This window comes from Micromonospora sp. CP22 (assembly GCF_009712475.1).
GTDB lineage: Bacteria > Actinomycetota > Actinomycetes > Mycobacteriales > Micromonosporaceae > Micromonospora.
Map to the genome: position 1 here is coordinate 229,359 of NZ_VCJO01000003.1, position 13,158 is coordinate 242,516.

Sequence of the window (13,158 nt, forward strand, 5' to 3'; positions counted from 1 at the left end):
ACCCCGGGGCGCACCCGCGCCCGGGGTCGATCAGGGACGCCGGGTCGGAAGGATGAGCTGGCCGGTCGCCACCAGCAGGGCCGGGCCGGAGAGCCAGCAGGAGTCGTTGGTGACGGTCACGGTGAGGCGACCTCCGGGAACGTCGACGGCCACCGTGCCGGTCTCCCGGTCGGCGTCACGCAGCGCCACCGCTGCGACGGCGCAGGCTCCGGTGCCGCAGGACAGCGTTTCGGCGGAGCCCCGCTCGTAGACCCGCATCAGCACGTGCGCGTCGACCCCGGCCGTCGGCGCGCCCCCGGCGGTGAACTCGACGTTCGCCCCGCTGGGGAAGACCGCCGGGTCGACCTCGGGGGCCCGGGTCAGGTCCAGCCCGGCCAGGTCCAGCCCGGCGGGTACCGGGCAGACCAGGTGGGGGTTGCCGACGTCCACCGCCGTGCCCGGCAGGGTCAGCCCGCCCAGGGCGGCGGCGGAGGCCGCGTACAGCCGGGGGCGGCGCATCTCGACGGCGATGTCGTCGCCCTCGATCCTGGCCCGCACCAGCCCCGCCCGGGTGGCCACCGGCAGGGCGTCGCCGACAGCCGGTGCGACCAGCCCGGTCTCCACCAGGTAGCGGACGAAGACCCGGGCGCCGTTGCCGCACATCTCGGCGAAGGAGCCGTCGGAGTTCCAGTAGTCCATGAACCACTCGGCCTCGCCGGCCAGGTCGGCGCCGTCGGGGTGCTTCGCGGCGCGGACCACCCGCAGCACGCCGTCTCCGCCGAGGCCCCGTCGCCGGTCACAGATCGCCGCCACCAACTCGGGTGTCAGATCGAGCACGCCGTCCGGGTCCGGCAGGATCACGAAGTCGTTGCCGGTGCCGTGCCCCTTGGTGAACTCCACGCCCCCATCATCGCGCAGTCTCGTCGAGGATCCGCACGGCCTCCCGGACCAGCCGTGGGTCGGCCGAGTCGAGCCAGTGCACCCGCGCGTCCCGCCGGAACCAGGAGCGCTGGCGGCGGACGAAGCGCCGGGTGGCGCGGATCGTCTCGTCGTGTGCCTCGGTCTCGGTCAGCTCGCCGCGCAGGAAACGCAGCACCTGCTGGTAGCCGAGCGCCCGACTCGCGGTACGCCCCCGCGCCAGGCCGCGCTCGACCAGTTCCCGGGTCTCCTCGACCAGCCCGTCGGCCCACATCCGGTCCACCCGGACCGCGATCCGCTCGTCGAGCAGGGCGGTGTCCAGGTCCACCCCGATCTGCACCGCCGGGTAGTAGGGCGTGGGCTCCGGCAGCGCCGCGGTGAACGGCTTACCGGTCAGCTCGATCACTTCCAGCGCGCGGACGATGCGACGACCGTTGCCCGGCAGGATGCCGGCCGCCGCAGCCGGATCGGCCGCGCGCAGTCGCGCGTACAGCGGTGCCGGCCCGAGCGCGGCCAGCTCATCTTCCAGGCGTTGGCGCAGCGCGGGGTCGGTGCCGGGGAACTCGAACTGTTCCAGCACCGCCCGCACGTAGAGCCCGGACCCACCGACCAGCAGCGGTACCCGGCCCCGGGCGAAGATGTCGTCGACCGCCTCCCGGGCCAGTCGCTGGTACTCCGCGACGCTGGCCGGCTCGGTGACCTCCCAGATGTCGAGCAGGTGATGCGGCACGCCGTCGCGTTCGGCCACGGTGAGCTTCGCCGTACCGATGTCCATGCCCCGGTAGAGCTGCATCGAGTCGGCGTTGACCACCTCGCCGTCGAGCGCGTGGGCGAGCGCGATGCTCAGGGCGGACTTGCCCGCCGCCGTCGGCCCGACCACCGCGACCACGACGCCCGGGGCGATCACGCCCGCTCCCAGTTCGCCACGAGGTAGCCAACCCCGTAGGGCGCGGCGTGGTAACGCAGCTCACCGCGCCAGCCGCCGCCCGCCGCCCGCGCCGCGCCGGCTAGCACCTGCCACGGGGCCCGACCCGCGACCCTGAGCTGCGCCGACAGACCGGGGTCCAGGCTGAGCAGGGCGTCGAGGTCCGCGTCGGCCAGGGCCCGAGCGACCCCCTCGTCGTACGCGTCGGCACGCGGGTCGGCGTAGCCGGGCGCCTTCTCGCCCCGGCAGGCCGAGCCGTCCCCCATCACCAGCAGCGCCCACGGCTGGTGCGAATCGAGCCGGGCACCGAGGTCGGCGCAGGTCTCGACCGGCTCGTCCGCTGCGACCGTGGTCATCCGCCAGTGCACTCCGCCGGTCCTGGCCGTCGGTTGCCGGGCGAGCAGCCAGGCGCCGACCAACAGGCTGAGCGGGAGGTGGTCGGTACCCACGGACGGGTCGGGGTGCTCACCGAGGCGCACCTCCAGCGGTACCCCCCACGGGGCGAGGCTGCCCCGGAACGGGTAGTCGAGGTCGGCGCTGTGGTCGTCGGCACCGATCACCAGCACGCTCGTCGCCGCCGAGTCGAGCAGCCGGGCGACCGCGACGTCACAGGCGGCACGCAGGTCGTCCAGCTCGGACGCGGCGGCACCGGCGACCTCGGGGACGAGCAGCGGCGGGTGGGGGCAGACAGCGGCGGCGACCAGTGGCACCAGGCAACCGTAGCGGCCCCGTGTCACCCGCGTGCCGTCCGCCACCGGTGGCGGACGGCACGCGTACGTTGGTCGTTCGGACGAAAGCGGCACGCCGGTTGGATGGCGCAGACCGGCCCTAGGACACCGTATGGTCACGGTCGGCGATAGGCGCTCGACGCGGACCGGGGCGCACCTGTGACAATGCCCGGAGAAACTTGGCTGCGCCGTGGCGGCACCCGGGAGACTGCTCCCCGGTGCCGGGAGAACGAGGATGGGCACATGAGCGACTGGACTGCCTTCGGACGGGTGGACGCGGACGGCACCGTTTACGTCAAGACCGCCGAGGGCGAGCGGGTGGTCGGATCCTGGCAGGCGGGAGCACCGGAGGAGGGGCTGGCACACTTCGCACGCCGCTTCGCCGACGTGGTGACCGAGGTAGACCTGACCGAGGCACGGCTCAACTCCGGCGCGGCGGACGCCAACCATTCGCTCGCCACCATCCGACGGATCCGTGCCTCCCTCGCCGACGCCCACGTCGTCGGCGACATCGACGCGCTGGCGGCCCGGCTGGACAAGCTCGCCACCGTCGCCGAGGAGAAGGCCGGCGAGGCCCGCGCGGCCAAGGAGGCCGCCCGGGTCGAGGCACTCGCCCGCAAGACCGCGCTGGTCGAGGAGGCCGAGAAACTGGCGGCGGAGTCGACCGGCTGGAAGACCGCCGGGGATCGACTCAAGGAGATCCTCGAAGAGTGGAAGACCATTCGGGGCGTCGACAAGAAGACCGACGGCGAGCTGTGGAAGCGGTTCGCCGCCGCGCGGGACGGCTTCACCCGCCGCCGGGGTGCCCACTTCGCCTCCCTGGACGCGCAGCGCAAGCAGGCGCAGACGATCAAGGAGGAGTTGGTCGCCGAGGCCGAGAAGGTCGCCGAGTCGACCGACTGGGCGACGACGGCGAACCAGCTCAAGAACCTGATGACCCAGTGGAAGGCCGCGCCGCGCGCGTCGAAGGAGGCCGAGCAGCGGCTCTGGGAACGGTTCCGCGCCGCCCAGGACAGCTTCTTCAGCCGGCGCAGCGAGGTCTTCTCCGCTCGCGACAACGAGCAGCGCGCCAACCTGGAGCGCAAGCAGGCGCTGCTCGCCGAGGCCGAGGCGCTCGACGTCGACGGTGACCCGAAGGGCGCCCAGGCGAAGCTGCGGGAGATCCAGGCGCAGTGGCACGAGGCCGGTCGGGTGCCACGCGAGGCCGCCGCCGGGCTGGAGCGCCGGTTGCGGGCGGTCGACGAGAAGGTCCGCGAGGTGATGGATTCGGCCTGGCGGCGCACCAGCCGGGAGGACAACCCGCTGCTGGCCCAGATGCGGGCGCAGGTCGCGGAGGCCGAGGAGCGGCTGGCCCGGGCGCAGGCCGCCGGGGACGCCCGGCGGATCAAGGAGGCCGAGCAGGCGCTCGCCACGAAGCGCCAGTTCCTCCAGTTGGCCGAGCAGGCCGGCTGAGCTGTCTGATCGATGCCCCCGGACTCCCGTGAGGGAGTTCGGGGGCATCACCCTTTTCGCAGGTCGTGGCGATGTTAACGTATGACATTTACATCGACGTCGATCTGTGATTAATTGGGAAAGCGCTTGCCCTCACCAGGCGAGGCACGGGAGCCATTCCGACCAGTCACCCAACGGCAGGGCGCATCCTGCGACCGCCACGGCATCGCTGCCGCCGGGCACGGCAGCTTCACCGCCGCGGCGCACCCCCTGCTGACCACACCAGATGACGCATCCGGGGTCCGCCACGACCGCGCCACCCGGCGGTCGCCGTGGCCGCCCACGTCACGGACCGGTCCGGGCCGGCCCCACGATGCGTCGCTCCGCCACCGATCCGTCCCATTACCGACGATGAGGAGAACGACCGTGCTTGCAGACGTCAAGCCGCGCCTGACCCGACGGTTGGCGGTGTTGGCCGCGACCGCCGTCGCGCTGCCCGCCGCCGCAGTCGCGGTGACCGTCGCCCCGGCCGCTGCGGCGACCGTCGACACCGGCGCCTACTACGTGTTCGTCAACCGTCACAGTGGCAAGGCCATGGACCTCTGGAACTGGTCCACCAACGACGGCGGCGAGATCCGGCAGTTCAACCGGACCGACGCCAACAACCAGCAGTTCCAGTTCGTCGACGTGGGCAGCGGCTACTACCAGCTGCGCAACCGGCACTCCGGCAAGGTCGTGACGGTGCCCAACTCGAACGACGGGGTGCAGGTCACCCAGGTCACCGCGAGCAGCGACACCAAGCAGCACTGGCGGCTCGCCGACTCCGCCAACGGCGACGTCCGGTTCGTCAACCGGCACAGCAACAAGGCGCTCGACCTGTGGGAGTGGTCCACCGCCGACGGAGCGATGATCTCACAGTACGCCGACCTGGACGGCGCCAACCAGCGGTGGCAGTTGATCCGGCTGGGTGGCGGCAGCACTCCCCCGCCGAATCCGGGCCCGCAGACCGGTCTGGTCGGCTGGGCCACCCAGAACGGCGGCACCACCGGCGGCGGTAACGCCGGCACCACCACGGTCACCAACGCCTCGGCCCTGACCAGCGCGCTCAACTCCTCCAGCGCGGCGGTGATCCGGGTCTCCGGGACCATCAACTGCTCGGGAATGCTGCGGGTGCGCTCCAACAAGACGATCCTCGGCAACTCCGGTGCCACGATCGTCGGCTGCGGCTTCACCATCAACGGTGACCGCAACGTCATCATCCGGAACCTGACCTTCCGGAACTGGAGCGACGACGCGATCAACGTGGAGCAGTCGGCCACCAACATCTGGATCGACCACAACACCTTCACCGCCGGCTACGACGGCGCGGTCGACATCAAGCGCGGTTCGGACTTCATCACCGTGTCGTGGAACCGGGTCTACGGCCACGACAAGTCGATGCTGCTCGGACACAGCGACAGCAACGCCAGCCAGGACGTCGGCCGGCTGCGGGTGTCGTACCACCACAACTGGTTCGACGGCAGCAACCAGCGCCACCCCCGGGTCCGCTTCGGCAACCCGGTGCACGTCTACAACAACTACTACAGCAACGTGCGCGGCTACGGCGTGGCGTCCACGATGAACGCCGGGGTGCTGGTCGAGGGCAACTACTTCGAGAACACGCCCGACCCGTACCACCTGGGCGAGGGCAGCTCCGGCCCGGGTTCACTGGTGGCCCGCAACAACCACTTCGTCAACTCCGGCAGCGGGCAGACCGGCGGCAGCGTCGCCGGCATCCCCTACTCGTACACCCTGGACACCCCGAGCAACGTCAAATCGATCGTGACGGGCGGCGCGGGCGCCGGTCGGATCTCGGTCTGACCCCTACCGGTCGGGGCCCGGCGACGGGCCCCGACCGGGCAGACCCGGGGCGCGCCACCGACGCTCAGTGGGTGGCCGCGCAGCCCGTCGTGGGCGCGGGCGCGGCAGCCGGCGCGCCGATCGTCGGCAGCCCCAACAACACCCCGGGGGTACGCGGTGAACGACCCGCCTCGGCCGCGTCACCGGCCCGGGTCCGACGGTGTGACAACGGCGCGCCGTCGGCGTTGAGGTGGTGCGGCGCGGCATAGGTGATCGTGGTGTGCACGATGTCGCCGGGACGGATCGTCCCGGCGGCCCCCGGCTCGCCGGCACCACCGGTGGCGAAGTGCACCAGACGGCCGTCCCGGGCCCGACCCGACATCCGGCCGGTCCGTTCGTCCTTGCGGCCCTCGCCGACGGCGACCAACACCTCGACGGTCTCCCCGACCAGCTTCTTGTTCTCCGCCCAGCTGATCTCCTCGACGCAGGCGACCAGCCGCTCGTAGCGCTCCTGCACGACCTGCTTGGGCAGCTGGCCGTCCATGGTCGCGGCGGGTGTGCCGGGGCGCTTGGAGTACTGGAAGGTGAACGCGGAGGAGAACCGTGCCTCGCGGACCACATCCAGGGTGCGCTCGAAGTCCGCCTCGGTCTCGCCGGGGAAGCCGACGATGATGTCGGTGGTGATCGCCGCGTCCGGCATGGCGGCCCGGACCTTCTCGATGATCCCCAGATACCGGTCCGAGCGGTACGACCGGCGCATCGCGCGCAGCACGTCGTCGGAGCCGGACTGCAACGGCATGTGCAGCGAGGGGCAGACGTTCGGCGTCTCGGCCATCGCCGCGATCACGTCGTCGGTGAAGTCCTTCGGGTGCGGGCTGGTGAACCGGACGCGCTCCAGCCCGTCGATCTCACCACAGGCGCGCAGCAGCTTGCCGAAGGCGTAACGGTCACCGAACTCGACGCCGTAGGAGTTGACGTTCTGCCCGAGCAGGGTCACCTCCAGCACGCCCTCGTCGACGAGCGCGCGGACCTCGCTGAGGATGTCGCCGGGCCGGCGGTCCTTCTCCTTGCCGCGCAGCGACGGCACGATGCAGAAGGTGCAGGTGTTGTTGCAGCCCACCGAGATCGACACCCAGCCCGCGTACGTCGACTCCCGCCGGGTGGGCAGGGTCGACGGGAAGACGTCGAGGGATTCGAGGATCTCCACCTCGGCCGCGGCGTTGTGCCGGGCACGCTCCAGCAGCACCGGCAGCGAGCCGATGTTGTGCGTGCCGAAGACCACGTCCACCCAGGGCGCACGGCGCACGATGTCACCGCGGTCCTTCTGGGCGAGGCAACCGCCGACGGCGATCTGCATCCCCGGGTGCCGGTTCTTGACCGGACGCAGGTGACCGAGATTGCCGTAGAGTCGGTTGTCCGCGTTCTCGCGGACCGCGCAGGTGTTGAACACCACCACGTCGGGGGTGTCGTCGGCCTCACCGGCGCGGACGTACCCCGCCTGCTCCAACAGGCCGGAAATGCGCTCGGAGTCGTGCACGTTCATCTGGCAGCCGTAGGTGCGCACCTGGTAGGTGCGCGGGCTGCCCGCCGCTGCGGTAGTCATGACGTGCACAGCGTAGCCGGGTCCGAGGAATCCGACGGAACGAGGAGAAGCCATGTGCCGCAGCATCAAGACCCTGCGCGAGCCGTACACCCCTGAGGTCACCGACGCGGACGTGCGGGCCGCCGCGTTGCAGTACGTCCGCAAGATCTCCGGGTTCCGGGCACCGGCGGCGCACAACGCCGAGGCGTTCGACGCCGCGGTGAACGCGGTGGCCGCCGCCACCCGCACCCTGCTCGACGATCTGGTCGTGCGCAGCGCACGCCAGGCGTGAAGGAAGGGCACCTTGTTAACGCCTGCGGTAGAGGAAGGGTCCCCTGTTAACGTCCGGTCCCTTGCGCGCGTTAATAAGGTGCCCTTTCTATGCGCCAGGCGTTAATAAGGTGCCCTTCCTTACACCTCAGGCGGCGGCTAGGGCGGGGTTGACCGAGTCGGGGGCCCAGCGGGAGCGGTGACACCGCGACCAGCCCCGGCAGCGCGGGTCGGCCTCGGTGCACAGCCGCCGGTCGCTGAGCACCTCGCCGTCGTCGGTCTCCCGCACGTCGAAGTGGACCGGGCGGATGCTGCCGTCGGGCGCGACCAGCAGGTGCCGGGTGTCGTCGAGCGTGTCGTCACGCAGTAGGCAGTTTCGACCGAGCAGTCGGGCCAGCGCCGCGATGCTGGGCAGTTCGGGCAGCTCGTCCGGTACGCCGTAGCAGTCCACGATCGTGGCGAACTCCCCCGGCGCCTGCCAGACGTCGCAGACCACCGCGTACGTCGGTAGCCGGAGTGGATCCGCCACCGCCAGCGGCATCACCACCCGACCGAGCGCGTCGGCCAACGCCGGGTAGACCTCCACGGGTCGTACCTGGTCGATTCTCCAGTTCCACAGCTCGGTCATGCCGTCTCCTCGCTGTGCTCGTCCCCACCGGCCTCCGGATCGGGCCTTACCGACGATGGTGCGGGGCATTTGCCCCCAGGCGTGGGCAAGTTACCGGTCTGTGACCATTCTGGCCCAAATTTCCCCGAGCATCATCGCTCCGGGTAGCGGGAAGATGACAGTTTATCGGGTATGGTGCGCGTTCCCACACAACGGCACGCGGCCTCACGTCTCGGGCTCACATCCGGAAGGACGCCGAGCTAGCGCAGAACGATCCGGTGCTCGCCACCCGGCCGCAGCTCACCGATCACCGGGGCACCCGGGATCTCACCCGCCACCAGCAGCCCGCCGGAGGTCTGCGCGTCGGCCAGCAGCAGCCGCTCCTCCTCGGTGGTTGTGCCGGCATCGACCCACGGGGTCACCCACTCCAGATTGCGGCGGGAACCACCGCTGACGAACCCGTCACGGACCGCCTCGCGGGCACCGGCCAGGTACGGCACCCGGGCGGTGTCGATCACCACGGTCACCCGGCTCGCCCGGGCCAGCTTCGCGGCATGGCCGAGTAGACCGAAGCCGGTCACATCGGTGCCGCAGCGCACACCGGCCGCCACCGCCGCGCGCGCGGCGTCCCGGTTCAGGGTGGTCATCGTCGCCACCGCCTCCGGAAAGCTCTCCCCGGTGCTCTTGTGGCGGGTGTTGAGCACGCCGACGCCGAGCGGCTTGGTCAGCGACAGCGGCAGCCCGGCCCGCCCGGCGTCCAGGGTGATCAACTCCTCCGGCCGGACCAACCCGGTCACCGCCAGGCCGTACTTCGGGCCGTCGTCGTCGACGCTGTGCCCGCCGGCCAGGTGGCAACCGGCCGCGCGGGCCACGTCCAGGCCGCCACGCAGCACCTCCCGGGCCAGTTCCAGCGGGAGCACGTCCCGTGGCCAGCAGAGCAGGTTGAGCGCGACCAGCGGGTCGCCGCCCATCGCGTACACGTCGGACAGGGCGTTGGTGGCGGCGATCCGGCCCCAGTCGTACGCGTCGTCGACCACCGGTGTGAAGAAGTCGGCGGTGGTGACCACGCCGCTGCGCTCGTCCAGCCGGACCACCGCGGCGTCGTCGCCGTGGTCGAGCCCGACCAACAGTTCGGCGGTGCCGGCGGCGGGTCCGAGACCGGCGACCATCGCCTCCAGCTCACCTGGCGGGATCTTGCAGGCGCAGCCGCCGCCACGGGCGTACCGGGTCAGCCGAACGGGCTCCGTCATCCCACCATGATCTATGTCACGGGGGCCGGAGTGCCAGCCGCACGGGTCAAAATCGGACGTCCGAGTCGGATCGTCGATGGTGTTACCGCTCCGTGACCATCTAGGTTGTGTTCCGCCACGTCACCCCGCCTACAGTGGCCGCTACCGGGGGTCGACCGACTCCCGACAGCGACGAGGAGGACAGACGACGTGGCGACGGGCGAACCGCTCATCGTGCTGGACTCGGTCAACAAATGGTTCGGGCCGTTGCACGTTCTCGACGACGTCTCGCTGTCGGTGGGACGGGGCGAGGTGGTCGTGGTGATCGGCCCGTCCGGCTCCGGCAAGTCGACGCTGTGCCGCACCATCAACCGGCTGGAGCCGATCAATTCCGGCACCATCACCTTCGACGGTCAGGCGCTGCCGGCCGAGGGCAAGGCCCTGGCCAAGCTGCGCAGCGAGGTCGGCATGGTGTTCCAGTCGTTCAACCTCTTCGCGCACAAGACGATCCTGGAGAACGTCACCCTCGGCCCGGTCAAGGTCCGCAAGGAGAAGCCGGCGGTGGCCCGTGAGCGGGGCCTGGCCCTGCTCGACCGGGTCGGCATCGCCAACCAGGCCGACAAGTACCCAGCCCAGCTCTCCGGCGGCCAGCAGCAGCGCGCCGCGATCGCCCGAGCGCTGGCCATGCAGCCCAAGGCGATGCTCTTCGACGAGCCGACCAGCGCGCTGGACCCGGAGATGGTCGGCGAGGTGCTGGACGTGATGACCTCCCTCGCCCGCGACGGCATGACCATGGTCGTGGTCACCCACGAGATGGGGTTCGCGCGGCACGCGGCCAACCGGGTCATCTTCATGGCCGACGGACAACTGGTCGAGGACGCACCTCCGACCGAGTTCTTCGCCAATCCACGCAGCGAGCGGGCCCGGGACTTCCTCTCCAAAATCCTCACCCACTAGCGATTGACGAGGGAGCACGCCGTACCGTGGCGCGCTCCGACGAAGAAGGAGATGAGTATGCGTATTTCGCGCATTGCGGCGCTCGCGGCAGCCGCAACCCTCGCGCTCGGCGTGACCGCCTGTGGCGGGGACGACGCTGGGGACGACACCGGCTCGGGCGACAAGTCCTTCCCCGCCGGCAGCACCATGGAGCGGCTGAACAAGGCGCAGGCCATCAAGGTCGGCACGAAGTTCGACCAGCCCGGTTTCGGCCAGAAGGGCCTCTCCGACAGCCCTGAGGGCTTTGACGTCGAGGTCGCGAAGATCATCGTCAAGGAACTCGGCATCCCCGAGAGCAAGATCGAGTGGGTGGAGACCCCCTCGAAGGTCCGCGAGGACGTGATCGTCAACGGCACCGTCGACATGGTCGTGGCCACCTACACGATCAACGACGCGCGCAAGGAGCGCATCGCCTTCGCCGGCCCGTACTACGAGGCCGGGCAGAACATCATGGTGAAGAAGGGCGACACCAGCATCACCGGACCGGAGTCGTTCCAGGACGGTGCCAAGAAGGTCTGCTCCGTCACCGGCTCCACCCCGGCCGAGGAGATCAAGAAGTACGTCAAGGACGTCGGCTCCCAGCTGGTGCTCTTCGACACCTACGACAAGTGCCGCGACGCCCTCAAGGGCGGCCAGGTCGACGCCGTCACCACGGACAACGTGATCCTGCTCGGCTACATCGCCAAGGACGAGGAGTCGTTCCAGCTCGCCGGTGACAACTTCACCAAGGAGCCGTACGGCATCGGCGTCAAGAAGGACGACACCGCCTTCCGCGACTTCATCAACGACACGCTGGAGAAGGCGTACGCCGACGGCAGCTGGAAGAAGGCCTGGGACGACACCGCCGGTAAGTTCGGTGCCGAACTGGGCGAGGCACCGGCCGTCAACCGCTACTGATTTACGGATCTGGAGGGTGGGGAGGAAGTCCGACCCGTGAATGTGCTCATCGACAAGTTCGACGTTTTCGCGGGCGGGTTCTGGCTCACCCTCCAGATCTGCCTCCTCGCCGCGATCGGCGCCCTGATCCTGGGTGCCGTCGTGGCGGTACTGAGGATCTCGCCGGTACCGCCGCTGCGCGCCGTCGGCACCGGCTACGTCAACATCTTCCGGAACCTGCCACTGACCGTGGTGATGTTCTTCGCCGCGTTCGGCCTGCCGGCGCTCGGCTCCAACGCGGACTTCCTCCGCATCCCCGGCCTTGACCTGATCTTCAGCCGGCTCGGCACCGATCTGCCGTACTTCCGGTTCGCGCTGATCGCCCTGGTCCTCTACACCGCCGCCTTCGTCTGTGAGGCGCTGCGTTCGGGAGTGAACGCCGTCCCCGCCGGACAGGCGGAGGCCGCCCGTTCACTCGGGCTCACGTTCGGCCAGAACCTGCGCTACGTGGTGTTGCCACAATCCTGGAAGGCATCCGTGGTGCCGCTGGGTTCCGTGATCATCGCGATGATCAAGAACTCCGCGCTGGTCGGCTTCTTCGGCGTGGTGGGTGACCTCTCCCAGACCGCCGACCAGCTCACCTCGGCCGAGGGTCATGCCTTCGTACCCGTCGCCATCGGCATCTCGATCGGATATCTGATCATGACAGTGCCGCTCGGCGCCCTGCTGGACCACATCGAGAAGCGACAGGCGGTGGCCCGATGAACCAGCAGAGCAGCGTTCTCTACGACGTACCCGGGCCCCGCCAACGCCGGATCACGCTGATCAGCAGCATCGCGGCCACGTTCGTCCTGATCGCCGGCGCGTACTTCCTGGTCTACCGCCCGCTCGAGGAAAAGGGCCAGTTCTCGATGGACCTGTGGGGTCCGCTGGTCGACCCCTCGAACGAGTACTTCTCCCAGGTGTGGGACCGCATCGGTTACGGGTTCAAAAACACCCTGATCGCAGCGGCACTGGCCATTCTCTCCTCGCTCGTGGTCGGCACCCTGCTGGCCGTGCTGAGGATCCAGCTCAAGCACCTCGGCCGCCGCCGGTTCACCGGTCTGGCCGCCCCGATGTCGTACCTGGCACGTGGGCTCACCACCGTGCTCTCCGCGATCACCCGGATCTGCGTCGAGGTGTTCCGAGGGCTGCCGGTCGTCATCACGATCTTCTTCGTGGCTCGCGGCTTCCCCGAGTTCGGCATCTCCTTCGAAACGCTGTGGTACCTGGTCATCGGCCTCACCATCTACAACTCCGTGGTGATCGCCGAGATCCTCCGCTCCGGCATGGAGGGCCTGCCCAACGGGCAGGCCGAGGCCGCCGCCGCGATCGGTCTCTCGCCGTTGCAGACCACCCGCCTGATCCTGCTGCCCCAGGCGTTCCGGATCATGCTGCCGGCCCTGATCAGCCAACTCGTGGTGGTCCTCAAGGACACCTCGCTGGGCTTCATCATCAGCTACGAGGAGACCCTGAACATCGGTAAGCAGATCATCGGTGTGCTGGACAACCCGATCCAGGTCTACATCGTCATCGGTCTGATGTTCATCCTGGTCAACTACTCGCTGTCGAAGCTGGCCCAGTACGTCCAGCACCGGCTCTCCCGCGGCCGCAAGACCGCCGGGACGCCCGCCCAGAACCCACCGCCGGCCACGCTCACGGCGCAGGCCGAGGGCACCGGCGGTATCTGAGCCACCAGAGGTGACAAGAAGGCCGGCCCGGTGACTTCCGGGCCGGCC

13 protein-coding genes are annotated in these 13,158 nt (G+C 69.9%); 7 read left to right on the forward strand and 6 right to left on the reverse strand.

All coding sequences use genetic code 11. The features are described 5' to 3' along the window. Positions 1 to 30: 30 nt before the first annotated feature. The 3 genes from dapF to FF096_RS06990 are packed head-to-tail and all read right to left on the reverse strand — an operon-like array spanning position 31 to position 2,532. Positions 31 to 879 (reverse strand): diaminopimelate epimerase, encoded by an 849-nt coding sequence (dapF, locus tag FF096_RS06980; RefSeq protein WP_309222825.1) that lies wholly within the window; start codon positions 877 to 879, stop codon positions 31 to 33. Positions 880 to 886: 7 nt separating this feature from the next. Continuing rightward, positions 887 to 1,816: a tRNA (adenosine(37)-N6)-dimethylallyltransferase MiaA gene (gene miaA / locus FF096_RS06985; protein ID WP_155215577.1), complete on the reverse strand. Its 930-nt coding sequence runs from the start codon at positions 1,814 to 1,816 to the stop codon at positions 887 to 889. Further along, positions 1,801 to 2,532: a hypothetical protein gene (locus FF096_RS06990; RefSeq protein WP_309222826.1), complete on the reverse strand. Its 732-nt coding sequence runs from the start codon at positions 2,530 to 2,532 to the stop codon at positions 1,801 to 1,803. The genes miaA and FF096_RS06990 overlap by 16 nt, the downstream gene beginning before the upstream one ends. Positions 2,533 to 2,793: 261 nt before the next feature. Between FF096_RS06990 and FF096_RS06995 the strand changes: the two genes are divergently transcribed. Both FF096_RS06995 and FF096_RS07000 read left to right on the forward strand, forming a co-directional pair. Beyond that, complete coding sequence (locus FF096_RS06995; protein ID WP_155215579.1) at positions 2,794 to 4,002, forward strand: DUF349 domain-containing protein; 1,209 nt, start codon at positions 2,794 to 2,796, stop codon at positions 4,000 to 4,002. Between the two features lie 405 nt (positions 4,003 to 4,407). Beyond that, on the forward strand, positions 4,408 to 5,841 hold the full coding sequence (locus tag FF096_RS07000; RefSeq protein ID WP_309222827.1) for an RICIN domain-containing protein: 1,434 nt from the start codon (positions 4,408 to 4,410) through the stop codon (positions 5,839 to 5,841). Between the two features lie 64 nt (positions 5,842 to 5,905). On the opposite strand, the gene miaB is transcribed toward FF096_RS07000, so the two are convergent. Beyond that, positions 5,906 to 7,423 (reverse strand): tRNA (N6-isopentenyl adenosine(37)-C2)-methylthiotransferase MiaB, encoded by a 1,518-nt coding sequence (gene miaB, locus FF096_RS07005; RefSeq protein WP_155215583.1) that lies wholly within the window; start codon positions 7,421 to 7,423, stop codon positions 5,906 to 5,908. Between the two features lie 52 nt (positions 7,424 to 7,475). On the opposite strand from miaB, the gene FF096_RS07010 reads away from it, so the two are divergent. Next, positions 7,476 to 7,694 (forward strand): DUF2277 domain-containing protein, encoded by a 219-nt coding sequence (locus tag FF096_RS07010; protein ID WP_155215585.1) that lies wholly within the window; start codon positions 7,476 to 7,478, stop codon positions 7,692 to 7,694. A 126-nt stretch (positions 7,695 to 7,820) separates the two neighbouring features. Here the strand turns inward: FF096_RS07010 and FF096_RS07015 are convergent, their stop codons facing one another. Further along, complete coding sequence (locus FF096_RS07015; protein WP_093410236.1) at positions 7,821 to 8,300, reverse strand: hypothetical protein; 480 nt, start codon at positions 8,298 to 8,300, stop codon at positions 7,821 to 7,823. Between the two features lie 239 nt (positions 8,301 to 8,539). Beyond that, on the reverse strand, positions 8,540 to 9,529 hold the full coding sequence (gene selD, locus FF096_RS07020) for a selenide, water dikinase SelD (protein WP_155215587.1): 990 nt from the start codon (positions 9,527 to 9,529) through the stop codon (positions 8,540 to 8,542). Positions 9,530 to 9,718: 189 nt separating this feature from the next. Between selD and FF096_RS07025 the strand changes: the two genes are divergently transcribed. Genes FF096_RS07025 through FF096_RS07040 form a run of 4 tightly spaced genes read left to right on the forward strand, consistent with a single transcriptional unit; the run spans position 9,719 to position 13,110 of the window. After that, on the forward strand, positions 9,719 to 10,465 hold the full coding sequence (locus FF096_RS07025) for an amino acid ABC transporter ATP-binding protein (RefSeq protein ID WP_309222828.1): 747 nt from the start codon (positions 9,719 to 9,721) through the stop codon (positions 10,463 to 10,465). A gap of 57 nt (positions 10,466 to 10,522) precedes the next feature. Next, positions 10,523 to 11,401 (forward strand): glutamate ABC transporter substrate-binding protein, encoded by an 879-nt coding sequence (locus tag FF096_RS07030; protein WP_155215589.1) that lies wholly within the window; start codon positions 10,523 to 10,525, stop codon positions 11,399 to 11,401. 36 nt (positions 11,402 to 11,437) lie between these two features. After that, positions 11,438 to 12,145 carry an amino acid ABC transporter permease gene (locus FF096_RS07035; protein WP_309222829.1) on the forward strand — a complete coding sequence of 236 codons (708 nt, stop codon included), beginning with the start codon at positions 11,438 to 11,440 and terminating at the stop codon, positions 12,143 to 12,145. After that, the gene (locus FF096_RS07040; RefSeq protein ID WP_155215592.1) at positions 12,142 to 13,110 is read left to right on the forward strand and encodes an amino acid ABC transporter permease; all 969 of its coding nucleotides are present in this window, start codon (positions 12,142 to 12,144) and stop codon (positions 13,108 to 13,110) included. The genes FF096_RS07035 and FF096_RS07040 overlap by 4 nt, the downstream gene beginning before the upstream one ends. Positions 13,111 to 13,158 lie beyond the last annotated feature (48 nt).